The organism is uncultured Azonexus sp., assembly GCF_937982035.1.
Classification (GTDB): domain Bacteria; phylum Pseudomonadota; class Gammaproteobacteria; order Burkholderiales; family Rhodocyclaceae; genus Azonexus.
Window position 1 is genome coordinate 1 of sequence record NZ_CALJNI010000019.1, and the last position, 16714, is coordinate 16714.

Below are 16714 nucleotides of genomic sequence, written 5' to 3' on the forward strand. Positions count from 1 at the left end.
GGGTGGCGCGCATGATCATGATGACCATGCACTTCACCGGCAAGGTGCCGTTCGAGGTCGTCTACATCCACGGCATGGTGCGCGACGCCGAAGGCCGGAAGATGAGCAAGAGCGAAGGCAACGTGCTCGATCCGGTCGATCTGATCCAGGGCGTCGATCTCGAGACCCTCGTGAAGAAATCGACGACCGGGCTGCGCCGCCCGCAGGACGCGCCGAAGATCGAGCGGCGCGTGCGCGAGCACTTCCCGCACGGCATCGCCGCCTACGGCGCCGACGCGCTGCGCTTCACGATGGCGTCGTACGCCACACTCGGCCGCAACGTGAACTTCGACACCAAGCGCTGCGAGGGTTACCGCAACTTCTGCAACAAGCTGTGGAACGCCACCCGCTTCGTGCTGATGAACGTCGAAGGCCACGACCTGGCGCTCGACCACCAGCAGTTGCAGGGCGGCGCCTGTGCCGTGCCGGAAGGCGATGGTGGACAACCCGGCCGCCTGAAGTTCAGCTTCGCCGACCGCTGGATCGTCAGCCAGCTGCAGCGCCTCGAAGCCGAGGTCGAGCAGCACTTCATCGACTACCGCTTCGACCTGCTCGCTCAGGCCATCTACAAGTTCGTCTGGGACGAGTTCTGCGACTGGTACCTGGAGATCGCCAAGGTCGAAATCCAGACCGGCGACGAAGCCCAGCAGCGCGGCGCCCGCCGGACCCTGATCCGCACGCTGGAAGCCATCCTGCGCCTGGCCCACCCGCTGATTCCCTTCGTCACCGAGGAACTGTGGCAGACCGTCGCCCCGATTGCCGGGCGCAAGACGCACGACTCGATCATGCTCGCCGCCTACCCGCGTGCCGACCTGTCGCGCCTCGACGAAGCCAGCGAAGCCAAGGTCGAGCGACTGAAAGCGCTGACCCACGCCTGCCGCAACCTGCGTGGCGAAATGAATCTTTCGCCGGCGCAGCGCATGCCGCTGCTGGTTGCCGGCGGCGGTGACGAGATCGCCGAGTTCGCACCCATCCTGCAATCGCTGGCCAAGCTGTCCGAAGTCCAGATCGTCGCCGACATCCCGCAGGACGCCATGGCGCCGGTCGCGGTCGTCGGCGAAACCCGGCTGATGCTCAAGGTCGAAATCGACGTTGCCGCCGAGAAGATCCGTCTGGGTAAAGAAATCGAGAAGCTGGAAAAGCAGATCGCGATTGCCCAGGGCAAGCTCGCCAACGAGGGCTTCGTCGCCCGCGCGCCGGCTGCCGTGATCGAGCAGGAAAAGCAGCGGGTCGCCGATTTCAGCGCCACGCTGGAAAAACTCAAGCCGCAACTGGCCAAGCTCGGCTGAAACCGGGCCGGCTGAAACGCGTTTTCAGCCGGCCTGACGCCAGCGCGCCGGCATCAGGCCGCGCAGGGCATTGCCCAGCCAGAAACCTTCGGCCAGATCGTCCGGATACAGCACCGCCTCGCGGGCGCGCCCGCTGGCCAGCAAGCTGGCCCGCAACACGCCGGGCAAGGCACCGCTGCTCAGGGGCGGCGTCAGCAGCACACCGTCGCGCTCGACGAAGACGTTGCTGCGTGCGCCTTCGGCCACTTCGCCCCGTTGATTGAGAAAAATCGCGTCGAAACAGCCGGCCGGCAACTCCTCGAGCTCCCGGTCGTAAACCGCCCGCGCCGTCGTCTTGTGGCGGCGCAGCGGATCGTCGGCATCGATCGGCGTCGCGGCCAGGACGGCATCCTGGGCTTCTGGCGGCGTCGCCGCCAGCGGAAAGGACTGCACGGTGATCGTGCCCGCCTTGTCGAGGGTCAGCCGCACCCGCCAGGTCCCGGCGGTCGGCTGCGCGGCGAGTTCCCGGCATAGCAACTGCTCGTCGAGCGGGAAACCCAGCCAGGCGGCAGAACGTTTCAAGCGCGCCAGGTGCCCGGCCCACATGGGATAGACACCGCCGTCGCGACGCAGGGTTTCGATCAATTGCACGCCAGGGTCGCAATCGCGCAGGAAGGCAGCCTTCAACCGGCACTCGGCCCATTCGGCCGCCCCCTCGGAATCGGCGACGATGCCGCTGCCAACGCCCATCCGCCCCCGTCCATCGGCGGCTAGGTCCAGCGTACGGATGGCGACGTTGAGCCGGAAGTCGCCATCCGGCGCCAGCCAGCCGAAAGCGCCGGTGTAGATGCCGCGCGGTGCCGCCTCCAGTTCGCCGATGATCTGCATGGCACGGATCTTCGGCGCGCCGGTGATCGAACCGCAGGGAAACAGTGCCGGCAGGATTTCGGCAAAGCGCCGGTCGCCGACCGACGCGGAAATTTCCGAGACCATCTGGCGCACCGTCGGGTAGTCCTCGATCTCGAACAGACGGTCGACGCGCACGCTGCCGTTGTCGGCGACACGGCCGAGGTCGTTGCGCAACAGATCGACGATCATCAGGTTTTCGGCACGATCCTTGAGCGAATCGCGCAGCGCTTCCGGCGGCACATCCAGCGGCGCCGTCCCCTTCATCGGCCGGGTCAGCAAGCGCTCACCATGCCGTTCGACGAACAGTTCCGGCGACAGCGAAACGATCCCCTGGCTCGCATCGCCGACAAAACCGCCGTAGCGGACCGGCTGACGCGGGCGCAGCCGGGCGTAGAGATCGAGCGGTGACCCGAACCAGTCGAATTCGAGCGGAAAGGTGAAATTGACCTGATAGCAATCACCGGCGGCAATCCACGCCTTGATGCGGTCAATCGCGTCAACATAGGCAGGCTCATCGAGGGTTTCATGCCAGCCGCCAATACCGGCCGGCCTTCCCGGCGCGTTATCGGCCAGCCAGCCGGCGGCCTGCGCCGCGTCCATTTCGATGCGCTCGCGGAAGCGCCAGAAACGCGCCAAGGGGCGACCGTCCGGCTGCCACCCCGGCGGCGCCGAACGCGGCTCGAGCAGGTAACCCAGTTCGTAGTCGAGCGCCACGACCGTCCACGCAGGCGCTTCCTCGATCTGCCGCAATGCGTCGGCCAGCGTCTGCCGGTCGGTGGCCTCGATCAGCGAGATGAAGCCGGCGAAACGACAAGCGGCGGGTTCGCCCGCCGGCGCCCGCCTGTCTTCGAAAAACGCGGTGAATCCGGAGCTTATTTGCGCTTCAGGTAGTACTCGAAAACCCGGTCCTCTTCCCGCTGCAGTACCAGCTCGTTGCCGGTCTGCTTGGCAAATGCGGGAAAGTCCTTCAGGGAACCGGGATCGGTCGCCTGCACGCGCAGCACCTGACCGGAATCCATTTCGGCCAGGGTCTTCTTGGTGCGCAGGATAGGCAGCGGGCAATTCAGGCCCTTTACGTCGAGGTCGCGATCAAATTCCATGGTCGTTTTATCTGGGAACAATGCCGGGATTTTACCCTTAATTGCGGCTTTGCTTGATTTCTTCAAGTCGCCGCAGTTTCAGTTCCCGCAGACGCGCATCGATAGCCGACATTTCGTAAAAATTGCCGTCGCCGGCCTTGGTCGCCAGTTCCAGCTGCTCGATGGCCCCCGCCGTCTGCCCCTGGAGGGCGAAAACTTCGGCCAGCGCCCGATGCTGCATGGCATTCTGGCCGAGGCCGGCATGCGCGGCAGCACGCAGGCGATGCAGCCGGACATCGTCGGCAGCGACCCGCAACTGCCCTTCGGCAAAGCGCAGGGCGTCGTTGAAGCGTCGCGACTCGAGCAAGGCAGCGCCATAGCCATAGAGCATGGCCCGGTTCAGCGGATAACGCACCATCGCATCGCGATAGATGCGCAGCCCCTCGTCCGTCTTGCCCTGGGCAACCCGCACATCGGCCGCCAGCCGTTCGAGCATCGCCGACGATTGCTTGAGCGCCCGCGCCGCATCGATCTCGCGCTGCGCCGCCGGCCAGTCGCGCGCCCGGGCATGGGCCGTCGCCAGACCGTAGCGGGTGGCCACTTCGGAAGTGAACTTGCGCTCGGCCAGTTGCGCCGACAAATCCCGGATCACGTCGACCGGGCGTCCCTGCATGGCCCGCAAGCGGGCCCGCACCAGATGGAATTCCAGGCTGTCCGGCACCTGGCGATAAGCCAGCCCCTGTTCCCGATTCTGCATGTCGGCCAGACGCTCGCCGGTCAGCGGGTGGGTACGCAGATAGGCAATGGCATTGTTTTCGTACAGACGAACCGATTGCTGCAGGCGTTCGAAGAATGCTGCCATGCCCCGTTCGTCGAAACCGGCCTTGCCGAGCATCTCGAAGCCGAGGCGGTCCGACTCGCGCTCGAAATCGCGCGAATACGCCAACTGCGCCGAGATCGCACCGGCCTGCGATGCCGCGATGGCAGCACTGGCCGCCTGCGGATTGGAACTGGCGGCGAGCAGGCCCAGGCCCATCGCCACCATCGACGCGATGCTGATGCGTTTGGACTGGAACAACTGGCGGGCGATATGGCGCTGGGTGACGTGCGAAACCTCGTGCGCCAGCACACCGGCCAGTTCCGATTCGCTCTGCGCCGACAGGATGAGCCCGGTATGCACGCCGATGTAGCCGCCGGGCATGGCAAAGGCGTTGATGCTCGGATCGTTGATGGCGAAGAATTCGAAACCGAAGCCCGGATCGTGGCTGAAACCGGCCAACCGTCCGCCCAGATGATTCAGGTAGGCCTCGACATCGTAATCGTCGAGATAGGCGGCCTCGCGCTGCCGGATCTGTTGCATGATCTGCTGCCCGATACGCTTCTCGGTGGCGATCGACAGGGCCTCGCTCGACACTTCGCCGAGTTCGGGCAGGTTCTGCGCGGCAACGGGCGAAACCGCCATGACGGCGGCCAGGACAAGCGCAAGGAGGCGTCTGATTCGAGGCATGGTGCTATGATAGCGCAGTCATTCCGGCCACCGCCGGGCACTTCGTAACCAAAAGTAAGCTACCGTGACCGACTCCCCCCTGACGCATTTCGACAGCGCCGGCCAGGCGCACATGGTCGATGTCGGCGCCAAGCAGGAAACTGCGCGCGTCGCCCGTGCCGCCGGCACCATCACCATGCAGCCGGAAACCCTGGCGCTGATCCGCGAAGGCTCGGCCAAGAAAGGCGATGTCCTCGGCATCGCCCGCCTTGCCGCGATCCAGGCCAGCAAGCGCACCGGCGATCTGATCCCGCTGTGCCACCCGATTGCCCTGACCCGCGTTGCCGCCGACTTTGTCATCGACGAGACGCAGCACGCCGTGCATTGCGAAGTCACGGCGGAATGTTTCGGCCGCACCGGTGTCGAAATGGAAGCCCTGACTGCGGCGTCGGTCGGCCTGCTCACCATCTACGACATGTGCAAGGCCGTCGATCGCGGCATGCGCATCGACAACATCCGCCTGCTCGAAAAAAAGGGCGGCAAATCCGGACACTGGCAAGCTGACTGAAAACACGACTCATGGAACTACGCAGAAAACTACTCAAGGGCGGCGTCTCGGCGACGCTGCTCGCACCGTTACTGGGCGCGGGCCTGCTGACGCCGGGACGCGTCCTGGCCAGCGAATGGAAACGCAGCGCCTTCACCGCACAGAACGCCGCCGACGCGCTGACCAGGCTGGGCGTCGCCGCCTCGGCCGAATCGCGGGAAATCGAATTCAAGGCACCGGAAATCGCCGAGAACGGCGGCAAGGTCGAGATCGAAGTCCTGTGCAAGCTGCCCAACACGCGCAGCCTGCTGATCATTGCCGAGAAGAATCCGATGCCCCTGTGCGCCGAACTCAACTTCAGCGGCAAGGCCCTGCCCTACGCCAGGGTGCAATTGAAACTCGCCGAGACCATGCGCGTCCGGGCCGTTGCCCGCACGGCGGACGGCCGCAATCATGTGGCCTTCCGCGAAATCAAGGTCACCCTTGGCGGCTGTGGAGGCTGAAATGAGCGAACCGATCCGTATCCGCACACAACTTCAGGGCGAAATTGCCGACATTCGCGTACTCATGCACCATCCGATGGAAACCGGCCAGCGCCGCGACGAGTCCGGGAAACCCGTCCCCGTGCATTTCATCCAGACCTTTTCCGTGAAACTGAACGGTCAGGCATTGATCGACGGGCAACTGAACACCTCGATTTCGCGCAACCCGCTGTTCGCCTTCAAGGCCGGCGGCATCAAGGCCGGCGACAAGCTGTCGGTACAGTGGACCGACAATACCGGCGCCCAGCGCCAGGACGAAATCACCGTCGGCTGAGGCGACTGCCAGACGAAAAAAAGCCCGTCGAAACGACGGGCTTTTTGCATTCCGCTTATCCGCGAGTATCAGGCGCGCTGGATATTGGAAGCTTGCTTGCCTTTCGGCCCCTGAACCACTTCGAAGGAAACCTTCTCGCCTTCCTTCAGGGTCTTGAAGCCATTCATGTTGATGGCGGAGAAATGTGCGAAGAGGTCTTCGCTGCCATCGTCGGGCGTAATGAAACCGAAGCCCTTGGAATCATTGAACCACTTGACAGTACCGATTGCCATATCTGCTACTTTCCTACAAAAAAGCGTACGAATTTCCGGGTCTCCCCGACTCCCTGTTTGAGCTCAACGACCCGGAACACGTAGTACCCGCGATACAGCCTGAATCCAAACACAGCCATTTTTTACGCCAGTTGAATTTTTCCGTCAACAATTTTCAATGCCGCAGCGCAGCATGGTTTCAGGCAAGGGAATTGCTTGTTCGTTACTGTTGCAGATTGGGACGGACTGTATAGAATCGAACGCATGGCTACCAAGATTCAGGAAGGCGGACAACTTGAGGCATTGCGCAGCAAGCTGCGGCCGCCACGCATGTACAAGGTGATGTTGCTGAACGACGATTTCACACCCATGGATTTCGTCATCAACGTTTTGCAACGTTTTTTTTCGTTGGATACTGAACAAGCGACACGAATCATGCTCAAAGTTCACAACGAGGGTCGCGGTACCTGCGGGATTTTCCCCCGGGACATCGCGGCGACCAAAGTCGAACAAGTCACGGCGTACGCCCGCCAGCACCAGCACCCGCTAGCCTGCATCATGGAGGAAAACTGATGATTGCCCAGGAACTCGAAGTCAGCCTGCACATGGCCTTCGTCGAGGCGCGCCAGAAGCGCCACGAATTCATCACCGTCGAGCACCTCCTGCTGGCCCTGATCGACAATCCGTCGGCCGCCGACGCCCTGCGTGCCTGTGGTGCGAAACCCGACACGCTGCGCAAGGATCTGAGCAATTTCATCGACGAGCACACGCCGACCGTCTCCGGCGAGGACGACATCGACACCCAGCCGACCCTGGGTTTCCAGCGCGTCATCCAGCGCGCCATCCTGCATGTCCAGTCTTCCGGCAAGAAGGAAGTGAACGGCGCCAACGTCTTGGTCGCCATTTACGGCGAGAAGGATTCGCACGCCGTCTATTTCCTGCAGAAGCAGGGCGTCACCCGGCTCGACGTGGTCAATTACATCTCGCACGGCATCAGCAAGGTACCGCAGCAGAAGGCCACGCCGGAAGGCGAGGTCGAAACCGAGGGCGAAAAGGCCGAAGCCGGCCCGCTCGAGCAATACACGATCAACCTCAACGCACTCGCGCTGCAGGGCAAGATCGACCCGCTGATCGGCCGCGACAAGGAACTCGAACGCGTCATCCAGACGCTGTGCCGGCGGCGCAAGAACAACCCGCTGCTGGTCGGCGAAGCCGGCGTCGGCAAGACGGCGATCGCCGAAGGCCTGGCGCGCAAGGTGGTCGAGGGCGACGTCCCGGAAATCCTGGCGCAGGCCAACGTCTATTCGCTGGACATGGGTTCTCTGCTGGCCGGCACCAAGTATCGCGGCGATTTCGAACAGCGCCTGAAGGGCGTCCTCAAGGCGCTGCAGGACAACCCGAACGCAATCCTGTTCATCGACGAGATCCACACGCTGATCGGCGCCGGCTCGGCCTCGGGCGGCACGCTCGACGCCTCCAACCTGTTGAAGCCGGCGCTGTCGTCGGGCCAGCTGAAGTGCATCGGCGCCACCACCTACACCGAGTTCCGCGGCATCTTCGAGAAGGACAGCGCGCTGTCGCGGCGCTTCCAGAAGATCGACGTCAATGAACCGTCGGTCGCCGAGACCATCGAAATCCTCAAGGGCCTGAAGGCACGCTTCGAGGCACATCACGGGATCAAGTACTCGACCACGGCGATCTCGTCGGCAGTCGAGCTGGCCTCGCGCTACATCACCGACCGCCACCTGCCGGACAAGGCCATCGACGTCATCGACGAGGCCGGCGCAGCCCAGCGCATCCTGCCGAAGTCCAAGCAGAAGAAGACGATCAACAAGACCGACATCGAGGAAATCGTCGCCAAGATTGCCCGCATTCCGTCGCAGCACGTATCGATGGACGACCGTAGCGCATTGAAGAATCTCGACCGCGATCTCAAGGCAACCGTCTTCGGGCAGGACAAGGCCATCGACGCGCTGACCAAGGCGATCAAGATGGCCCGTTCCGGCCTCGGCAACCCGGGCAAGCCGATCGGCGCCTTCCTGTTCTCCGGCCCGACCGGTGTCGGCAAGACCGAAGTCGCCAAGCAACTGGCCTACTTCCTCGGCATCGAGCTGCAGCGTTTCGACATGTCCGAGTACATGGAGCGTCACGCCGTCTCCCGCCTGATCGGCGCGCCGCCGGGCTACGTCGGCTTCGACCAGGGCGGCCTGCTGACCGAGGCGATCACCAAAAAGCCTTACTGCGTGCTGCTGCTCGACGAAATCGAGAAGGCCCACCCGGACATCTTCAACATCCTGCTCCAGGTCATGGACCACGGCACGCTGACCGACAACAACGGACGCAAGGCCGACTTCCGCAACGTGGTCATCATCATGACCACCAATGCCGGCGCCGCCGACCTGCAGAAGGCTTCGATGGGCTTCACCTCAAGCAAGGAAACCGGGGACGAGATGGCCGAGATCAAGCGGCTGTTCACGCCCGAGTTCCGCAACCGCCTGGACGCCACGATCTCCTTCCGTCCGCTCGACCACGACATCATCCTGCGCGTCGTCGACAAGTTCCTGATGCAGCTGGAAGAACAGCTGCACGAGAAGAAGGTCGAGGCGCACTTCACCGACGCGGTCAAGGAAATGCTCGCCGAGAAGGGTTTCGACCCGCTCATGGGCGCGCGGCCGATGGCCCGGTTGATCCAGGACACGATCCGCTCGGCGCTGGCCGACGAACTGCTGTTCGGCAAGCTGGCCAGCGGCGGCAAGGTCACCGTCGATCTCGACGCGGACGGCAAGATCAGGCTCGATTTCGAGGAGGAAAACCTCGAAGCCACCGTCTGACAATTGCCTTCTCCCCCCAAAGCCGTGCAAGATTGCACGGCTTTTTCATTTCCGGAGACCCGAATGAGCTTCAAGACCCCCGACCTGTGCGACCAGTACGAAGCCGAGCTCGGCAAGACGGTGCGCGTCGTTGCCCCGATGTTCCAGCGTTATGGCGGCCGCACGGCTTTTTCCGGCGAAATCGCCACACTGAAGATTTTCGAGGACAACACGCTGGTCCGGGAAATCTTCAACGAGCCCGGTCACGGCAAGGTACTGGTCATCGACGGCGGCGGCTCGCTGCGCTGCGCCCTGGTCGGCGACCAGCTGGCCATCCTGGCCAACAAGAACGGCTGGGAAGGCGTGGTCGTCTATGGCTGCATCCGCGACTCCGGCGACATCAACGGCATCGACATCGGCGTGCGCGCACTCAACACGCATCCGCAGAAAACCGTCAAGAAAGGCATCGGCGACCGCAATCTCCCGCTGACTTTCGGCGGTGTCACCTTCCATCCCGGCGAATGGCTCTACGCCGACGAGGACGGTGTGCTCGTGTCGGCCAAACCACTGCTCTGAAGCCCTCTCTCGTCGCGGTATTCTGGCTGCTGAACCAGGCCGCCCTGCCGGCCTGGGCCGAACTTCAGGAAAGCATCCGCACCCGCCATTACACCGCTGACCACCGTCCCGGGACGACGCTGCTGGCCAGTCTGAACCGGCACTCGCCGATCCGGCAGGATGGCCAGGTGTTTCATGCCTACACGGCGTGGAACATTCAGTGGAATTTCCGTTGGTGGGAAGAGGGCGACGGTCGTTGCCGGATTACCAGCAACCGCACCAGCCTGCAGGCCGAAATCACGCTACCGCAACTCAACACGGGCGATCCGGCGGTTCGCCGTCGCTTCGATCTCTACCTGCTGGCACTGCGCGCGCACGAAATGGAACACGTGAAGATTGCCCGGGACTACGGGCGGCGCATCGATGAAGGCATCCTGCGCCTGCCGCAAATGCCCTCCTGCGCCGCGCTCACCCGCGCCGCCAACGGTCTGGGCGAAAGCCTGATGCGGGAAGCCGCCGTGGCCGAACGCGAGATGGACCGGCAGACCGAGCATGGCGCCCGCCAGGGCGCCACCTTGCTGGGCGACTGAGACGGGGCTCAGCCCTCCAGCAGCACGGCGCTTTCGCAGCCGACCCGCACCGTACCCCAATGACGGCCGCCGACCATGATCGGCATGTTGATCTCGGACAGGATTTCCCCGGTATCGCGGGCGTAGGTCTGAACCAGCAGCGGCTGGGTATTCTTCGCCCCGCGCTGTCCGGTGACGTCGTCCCAGATGCGCCGGGTGCGGTTGCCGACCAGATCGTTCTGGTAGTTGCCGGTCAGCGGCCGGGAGAATTTCTGGTTGTGGATGGCACCGTAACCCCGGTTATCGATGATCAGCGCATAAACCCCACCGCGCAGGCTGGACAGTGCCTGCTCGAACAGCGGCTGGACCTGCTGTTCGAAGCTGCTGCAATAGCTGACCTCGTACTTCTGGGGGTTGGTGTTGGGCATCGGGCGGTAGTTCTGATCCCAGATATCGACACCGCGCGATGCCAGCTCGGCCAGTTTGTCCTGGATGGCGTCGCGGAACTGGCGTGCCTTGTCGACGTTGAAGTCGAATGCACCGCGCCCGATCTTGAACCGCGAGACCAGTTCCTGGACGCTCTCGGTCGCCTGGCTGAGCGCCTGCGTCGTCTGCTCGGAAGACTTCATGCTGCCGGCAACTTCGACCGAAAGATCGTGCACCTGCCGCACCGAATCGTGCACCTGGGAATTGGTCGCCGTCAGCTGTTCCATCGCGGCGGCAATCTGATTCAACTGATCGCCGGTACGTTCGAAGTTGCCGACCATCTGCTGGAACTCGCCGGAGGACCGCTCGACCACCTCGCGCGTCAGGCGGATGTCGCCGTTGATGACTTCGTTCTCCCGCTGGGTCTCTCGGACCAGATCGATCATGCCGCCGATGTTCACGGTGATTTCCTGGGTTGCCACGTTGACCCGTTCGGCCAGTTTGCGCACCTCGTCGGCAACCACGGCGAAACCGCGCCCCATCTCACCGGCCCGCGCCGCCTCGATCGCCGCGTTGAGCGCCAGCAGGTTGGTCTGGTCGGCAATATCCTTGATCAGGCCGGCAATCAGGCGAATGCTGTCGGAACGCTCGGCCAGATGGCCGACGGTTTCGTTGAACTGGTGCAGCTTGTTGCTGACGCCCTGGACCTTGCCGACGATGTCCTGCATCTCGTCGAGCGAATTGCGCGCCGTGGCAAGGTTGGTATCGGTCGAATGCGAAATCAGCTCGGCCGAACTGGAGACCTCCTGGATCGCCTGCACGGCCTCGGAACTGGCGCCGAACACCGAGTTGGCAATCTGCCCCTGCTGGTCGGCGCGCGTCGCCGTCGAAGAAACCGTGCGCTTGACCACTACCGCCTCGCGCGCGATGTTCACGCTCATCTTGCGGACCTCGCTGATGATCTCGCGCATCTTGTCGGCGAAGCGGTTGTAGGCCTCGGCCAGGGTGCGCAACTCGTCGTGGGTGATGGTCGGCAGATTGCGAGAGAAATCGCCCTCGCCGCGCCCGATCTCGTCAAAAATGGTGGCGATCATGCGTACCGGGCGCAGGATCAGGTAGCGGATATAGAGAATCTGCAGGAGATTCCAGCACAGGGCAATGACAGTCAGCACTATCATCAGCATCAAGCCCTGGTCCAGGCTTTCGGATACCCGCTGCAGGACCTCCACCGGCGCCCCCGATTTCGCCATTTCCTCGGCCACCACGCCCTTCTGATGGACATAGATGCCGAGGTAAAAGAGATCGATGAAGAAGAGCAGCAGGAAACTCATCAACTTTTTGGTCAACGAGTTCCAGAAAGTGCGCTCGATCCAGTCGTAGAGACCTCTGAAGAATTCCATGGAATCACCAAATATATCTAAATTTATTGAATTCAACCTCGCCAGCCCGGCGCGGTCAAGCGCAAAAACGGGGTAGGCGCGATACAAAAAATGCTGCACCGCGTTTCACTGGCACAAATATCGTTTCACATCGCGAAAAATCGCCGATAAAACCATGTTTTTAATGAATTATTTTTTGTCTTATGTCTTATATAAGACTATTGCTGCCGTGCACGATTTTATCTATACTCTCGGACATCGCAGGCAGCAAGAATGTTTCTGCGCAATACCGATTTCCCAACCCAACTTCTGAGGAATACACATGAGCACTCGCGAACAGCAAATCGCCGCCCTGGAAAAAGACTGGGCCGAAAACCCCCGTTGGAAGCTCGTCAAGCGCGGCTACTCCGCTGCCGACGTGGTTCGCCTGCGTGGCTCCCTGCAGCCGGAATACACCCTGGCCCAGCGCGGCGCCAAGGTCCTCTGGGAAAAGGTCAACGGCGGTGCCAAGAAGGGTTATGTGAACGCCTTCGGCGCCATCACCGCTGGTCAAGCCATGCAACAGGCCAAGGCTGGCCTGGAAGCCGTGTATCTCTCCGGCTGGCAGGTTGCTGCCGACGGCAACACCTCGGAAACCATGTACCCGGACCAGTCGCTGTACGCCTACGACTCCGTCCCGACCATGGTTCGCCGCATCAACAACACCTTCAAGCGCGCTGACGAAATCCAGTGGTCGCGTGGCATCAATCCGGGCGACGAAGGCTTCATCGACTACTTCCTGCCGATCGTTGCCGACGCAGAAGCCGGTTTCGGCGGCGTGCTGAACGCCTTCGAACTGATGAAGAACATGATCGCCGCCGGCGCCGCCGGTGTGCACTTCGAAGACCAGCTGGCTGCCGCCAAGAAGTGCGGCCACATGGGTGGCAAGGTGCTCGTCCCGACCCGCGAAGCCGTCGAGAAGCTGATCTCCGCTCGTTTCGCTGCTGACGTCATGGGCGTTCCGACGCTGATCCTGGCCCGCACCGATGCCGAAGCCGCCAACCTGATCACCTCCGACTACGACGAGAACGACAAGCCGTTCCTCACCGGCGAGCGCACCCAGGAAGGTTTCTACCGCGTCAAGAACGGTCTGGAGCAGTCGATCTCCCGCGGCGTTGCCTACGCCCCGTACGCCGACCTCGTCTGGTGCGAAACCGGCGTGCCCGATATCGGCTTCGCCCGCGAATTCGCCCAGGCCGTTCAGGCCGCCTGCCCGGGCAAGCTGCTGTCGTACAACTGCTCGCCATCCTTCAACTGGAAGAAGAACCTCAACGACTCGCAGATCGCCTCCTTCCAGGAAGAACTGTCGGCGCTGGGCTACAAGTACCAGTTCATCACCCTGGCCGGTATCCACGTCAATTGGTACAACACCTTCAAGTTCGCCCACGCCTATGCTCGCGGCGAAGGCATGAAGCACTACGTTGAAATGGTTCAGGAACCGGAATTCGCCGCTCGCGAACAAGGCTACACCTTCGTTTCGCACCAGCAGGAAGTCGGTACCGGTTACTTCGACGAAGTCACCACCGTCATCCAGGGTGGCTCCTCCTCGGTCAAGGCTCTCACCGGCTCGACCGAAGAAGAACAGTTCCACTAATCAGCAAGCGTTTGCGATTGCCGCAACATCCTGCGGCATCCGGAAGGCCGATCCTCAAAAGGGATCGGCCTTTTTCGTCGTAGGCGCCGGAGAGGCGTAGAATCGAGCTGAACATACAACCACAAAGGAGCATGCGATGTTTCCCGAATACCGAGACCTGATCTCCCGGCTGAAAACCACGGATCGCCATTTCCAGAACCTGTTCGACAAGCACAACGAGCTTGATCAGAAAATCAAGAACATGGAAAACCACGTCGAACCGGGTACGCCCCTGGAAATTGAAGTGCTGAAGAAGGAAAAACTGGCGCTCAAGGACGAGCTTTACGAAGTCCTGCGCAAAGCGGAAGCCTGACCGACAAGCGCCGTAATTGCCCTAAAAGCGTAGCAAAAGACCGCCTCATGCGAGTGCGGTCTTTTTTTATTCTGGAAAAACCCGCCAGAAAACTATCCAAAAGGTCATAATATCAATAGGCTCAATCGACCAAACACCCCAACGTGACCACCTTGTGGCAAAAAATCAGCAAGAACATTCTGGCGCCTTCGCAACTGAACGGCAGCCAGATTCTCGATATGCTGACCCCGGCCGGCCGGAGTTCCGAACTTCGCCGTCATGCGGCTTCCGTGATCATGGCCCGCGTCCAGTTGATTGCCGGCCTCTTTGCCGTTCTGGTCCCCCTCGGGGCCATCGTCGACCTCCTGGTGTTCGACCTGCACACCGCGGCCAACCTGGTCGGCCTGCGCATCCTCTCGGCCCTGGTCTTCGGCGCCCTGGCCTGGCCCCGCGAAGTCTCGCTGACGCGCCCGTACGTGCAGGCGCTGGCCGCCTTGCTGGTCCTGTTGCTGGTGCCGTCGCTGTTCCATCTGTTCTCGGCGGACATGCTCGCTGCCGCCAGCCAGACCAAGACCCAGCAGCTGGTCGCCCAGTTGTACGCCTACCTGCCGACCATCGTCCTCGGCGGACTGGCCATTTTCCCGCTCACCGCAATTGAAGCTGCCTTGCTGGCTTTGCCGGTCATTACCCTGAGTCTTTACGGTGTGATCCTGTCCGGGCAGATGACGGAACTGGCCCAATACGGCGGCATGCTGTGGTTCATGCTGATGATGCTGGGCGTCGCCATGTTCTCGGGCATGAGCCAGTGTCACTACATGGCAACGCTGGTGGTCAAGGCCATGCACGACCCACTGACCGGTGCCTACACGCGACGCTCGGGTGAAGACGCGCTGGCGCTGCTGTTCCGCCTCAACAACATGTCCGGCAAGCCGCTGACGCTGGCGTTCATCGACCTCGACCGCTTCAAGAGCGTCAACGACAGTTACGGCCATGAAGCAGGGGATCGCTGCCTGCGCACCCTGTCCGACAACATCCGGAACGCACTGCGCCGAAGCGACCTGCTGATCCGCTGGGGCGGCGAGGAATTCGTCGCCGTCCTGCCCGACACCCCGCCGGAGAGCGTCGGGCCGCTGTTGCAACGCATGCGCGACTTGGGCCTCGGCCTGCGCCCGGACGGCCAGCCGATGACTGCTTCGATCGGTATTGCGTCGAGCAAGGAAGCCAACACCGCGAACTGGGAAAGCATGGTGCAGCGCGCCGACCAGCGCATGTACGAAGCCAAGCAGCGCGGCCGCGACGGTGTCGTCTGGCCGGACGGTCACTGGCAGCCACTGACCCCGCTCAGTCAGACGGACGCGACCACATCCACAGCAGGATGACCACACCGATGCTCAGCGGCAGGTAACGCCAGTCGCCGGGCAGGGTGAACCAGCCGGCCACGGCACTGATCGCCAGCATCAGCGTCGCCAGGCGCTTGGCGATCAAGGGGATGGCGCCGCGCTCGCGCCAGGCAATGATCGCCGGCCCGCTTCGCGGATGATTCAGCAGCCGCGCCTCCCATTCCGGATGCGAGCGGGCAAAGCAGTAAGCGGCAAGAATCAGGAAAGGCGTGGTCGGCAGCAACGGCAGGACGACACCGAGCCCGCCCAGCGCCAGCGCACACACCCCCATTACCCGGAAAGCCGGTTTTTTCACCGCAATTCCCAATAACTGGGCCGGCTGTAGTTTTCCTTGAGCAGATCGATGAACAGGCGCACCCGCAAAGGCAGATGCCGGCGCTGGGGAAACACCGCGTAAATACCCATGGGCGGTGCCTGCCAGGCGTCGAGCACCGAGGTCAGCCGGCCCTCCTTGAGGTCGCGGCCGACCTCCCACAGCGAGCGCCACGCCAGCCCGCGCCCGGCCAGTGCCCACTCGTGCAGCACTGCGCCGTCGTTGCACTCGAAACTGCCCCCCACCTTGAGCGTCCGGGTTTCGCCGCTGTCCGGATGCCGGAACAGCCAGCCACGCTGCTGCCCGAGCGAGAGGCAATTGTGCCCAGCCAGATCATCCGGCGTCCGTGGCACACCGTGCGCGACCAGATAGGCCGGACTGGCCACCACCATGCGCCGCATTTCGCCGAGACGCACGCTGACCAGGCTGGAATCGGTCATTTCACCGATCCGGATGGCGCAGTCGATGTTCTCGTTGATCAGGTCGACCAGGCGGTCGCTAAGGTTGAGATTGACCCGGACCTCCGGATTGGCCCGCATGAAGTCGCCGACCAGCGGTGCCACATGCTGGCGACCGAAACCGGCCGGCGCCGATATCTTGAGATAACCACTGGCCTGCACCCCGCCCAGGGAAACCGCGGCTTCGGCATTGGCCAGGTCGTTGAGCAGCTTCTGGCAATCCTCGAGGAAAGCCTGGCCTTCGAAGGTCAAGGTCAGCCGGCGCGTGGTACGCAACAGCAGACGCACGCCCAGCCGCGCTTCGAGCGCATCGATACGACGCCCGATAATGGCCGGCGTCACGCCCTCCAGCCGGGCCGCCGCCGACAAACTGCCCCGGGTTGCGACACTGACGAAGGCTTCGATCTGCTTTAAGCGGCTCATTTGATACCCACAGTAAAAGATG

Annotated in this window: 18 protein-coding genes; 11 read left to right on the forward strand and 7 right to left on the reverse strand. The window is 62.6% G+C overall.

Going from position 1 to position 16714, the window contains the following annotated elements; genetic code table 11:
- On the forward strand, nt 1-1328 hold a 1328-nt coding region (locus Q0799_RS12945), incomplete at its 5' end, for a class I tRNA ligase family protein (RefSeq protein WP_298399005.1).
- A gap of 24 nt (nt 1329-1352) precedes the next feature.
- Here the strand turns inward: Q0799_RS12945 and pabB are convergent.
- The 3 genes from pabB to Q0799_RS12960 all read right to left on the reverse strand — a co-directional run bounded on the left by pabB (nt 1353) and on the right by Q0799_RS12960 (nt 4802).
- A complete protein-coding gene (gene pabB / locus Q0799_RS12950) occupies nt 1353-2966 on the reverse strand; it encodes an aminodeoxychorismate synthase component I (protein WP_298399008.1) in 1614 nt (537 codons plus the stop codon).
- Between the two features lie 122 nt (nt 2967-3088).
- Nucleotides 3089-3316, reverse strand: a complete 228-nt coding sequence (locus tag Q0799_RS12955) for a sulfurtransferase TusA family protein (RefSeq protein ID WP_298399010.1) — start codon at nt 3314-3316, stop codon at nt 3089-3091.
- Nucleotides 3317-3353: 37 nt separating this feature from the next.
- On the reverse strand, nt 3354-4802 hold the full coding sequence (locus Q0799_RS12960) for a M48 family metalloprotease (protein ID WP_298399011.1): 1449 nt from the start codon (nt 4800-4802) through the stop codon (nt 3354-3356).
- A gap of 64 nt (nt 4803-4866) precedes the next feature.
- Between Q0799_RS12960 and moaC the strand changes: the two genes are divergently transcribed.
- From moaC to soxZ, 3 genes are read left to right on the forward strand one after another with little or no spacing between them, the layout of a single operon-like run.
- Nucleotides 4867-5349: a cyclic pyranopterin monophosphate synthase MoaC gene (gene moaC / locus Q0799_RS12965; protein ID WP_028994650.1), complete on the forward strand. Its 483-nt coding sequence runs from the start codon at nt 4867-4869 to the stop codon at nt 5347-5349.
- 11 nt (nt 5350-5360) lie between these two features.
- Entirely contained in the window at nt 5361-5831 is a 471-nt protein-coding gene (soxY, locus tag Q0799_RS12970) for a thiosulfate oxidation carrier protein SoxY (protein WP_298399016.1), read from the forward strand.
- Between the two features lies 1 nt (nt 5832).
- Nucleotides 5833-6144, forward strand: coding sequence for a thiosulfate oxidation carrier complex protein SoxZ (soxZ, locus tag Q0799_RS12975; RefSeq protein WP_298399019.1), 312 nt, complete (start codon nt 5833-5835; stop codon nt 6142-6144).
- 68 nt (nt 6145-6212) lie between these two features.
- On the opposite strand, the gene Q0799_RS12980 is transcribed toward soxZ, so the two are convergent.
- Nucleotides 6213-6416 carry a cold-shock protein gene (locus Q0799_RS12980; RefSeq protein ID WP_028994647.1) on the reverse strand — a complete coding sequence of 68 codons (204 nt, stop codon included), beginning with the start codon at nt 6414-6416 and terminating at the stop codon, nt 6213-6215.
- A 243-nt stretch (nt 6417-6659) separates the two neighbouring features.
- Between Q0799_RS12980 and clpS the strand changes: the two genes are divergently transcribed.
- The 4 genes from clpS (at nt 6660) to Q0799_RS13000 (ending at nt 10350) form a co-directional block, all read left to right on the forward strand.
- A complete protein-coding gene (clpS, locus tag Q0799_RS12985; RefSeq protein WP_028994646.1) occupies nt 6660-6968 on the forward strand; it encodes an ATP-dependent Clp protease adapter ClpS in 309 nt (102 codons plus the stop codon).
- Nucleotides 6968-9226, forward strand: a complete 2259-nt coding sequence (gene clpA, locus Q0799_RS12990) for an ATP-dependent Clp protease ATP-binding subunit ClpA (protein ID WP_298399031.1) — start codon at nt 6968-6970, stop codon at nt 9224-9226. The genes clpS and clpA overlap by 1 nt, the downstream gene beginning before the upstream one ends.
- Nucleotides 9227-9289: 63 nt before the next feature.
- The gene (gene rraA / locus Q0799_RS12995) at nt 9290-9781 is read left to right on the forward strand and encodes a ribonuclease E activity regulator RraA (protein WP_298399033.1); all 492 of its coding nucleotides are present in this window, start codon (nt 9290-9292) and stop codon (nt 9779-9781) included.
- The gene (locus Q0799_RS13000) at nt 9727-10350 is read left to right on the forward strand and encodes a DUF922 domain-containing protein (RefSeq protein ID WP_298399035.1); all 624 of its coding nucleotides are present in this window, start codon (nt 9727-9729) and stop codon (nt 10348-10350) included. Before rraA ends, Q0799_RS13000 begins: the two co-directional genes overlap by 55 nt.
- A gap of 8 nt (nt 10351-10358) precedes the next feature.
- On the opposite strand, the gene Q0799_RS13005 is transcribed toward Q0799_RS13000, so the two are convergent.
- A complete protein-coding gene (locus Q0799_RS13005) occupies nt 10359-12155 on the reverse strand; it encodes a methyl-accepting chemotaxis protein (RefSeq protein WP_298399037.1) in 1797 nt (598 codons plus the stop codon).
- 301 nt (nt 12156-12456) lie between these two features.
- Here Q0799_RS13005 and aceA point away from each other — a divergent pair, with 301 nt between their 5' ends.
- The 3 genes from aceA (at nt 12457) to Q0799_RS13020 (ending at nt 15477) form a co-directional block, all read left to right on the forward strand.
- Nucleotides 12457-13767, forward strand: coding sequence for an isocitrate lyase (aceA, locus tag Q0799_RS13010; RefSeq protein WP_298399041.1), 1311 nt, complete (start codon nt 12457-12459; stop codon nt 13765-13767).
- A gap of 136 nt (nt 13768-13903) precedes the next feature.
- Nucleotides 13904-14119 (forward strand): YdcH family protein, encoded by a 216-nt coding sequence (locus tag Q0799_RS13015; RefSeq protein WP_298399044.1) that lies wholly within the window; start codon nt 13904-13906, stop codon nt 14117-14119.
- Nucleotides 14120-14271: 152 nt separating this feature from the next.
- Nucleotides 14272-15477 carry a diguanylate cyclase gene (locus Q0799_RS13020; protein ID WP_298399046.1) on the forward strand — a complete coding sequence of 402 codons (1206 nt, stop codon included), beginning with the start codon at nt 14272-14274 and terminating at the stop codon, nt 15475-15477.
- Here Q0799_RS13020 and Q0799_RS13025 read toward each other — a convergent pair.
- Together Q0799_RS13025 and Q0799_RS13030 are read right to left on the reverse strand one after the other, a co-directional pair.
- Nucleotides 15440-15793 (reverse strand): YbaN family protein, encoded by a 354-nt coding sequence (locus tag Q0799_RS13025; RefSeq protein WP_298399048.1) that lies wholly within the window; start codon nt 15791-15793, stop codon nt 15440-15442. The genes Q0799_RS13020 and Q0799_RS13025 overlap by 38 nt on opposite strands.
- Entirely contained in the window at nt 15790-16692 is a 903-nt protein-coding gene (locus tag Q0799_RS13030) for a LysR family transcriptional regulator (protein WP_298399051.1), read from the reverse strand. The genes Q0799_RS13025 and Q0799_RS13030 overlap by 4 nt, the downstream gene beginning before the upstream one ends.
- Between the last annotated feature and the right edge of the window lie 22 nt (nt 16693-16714).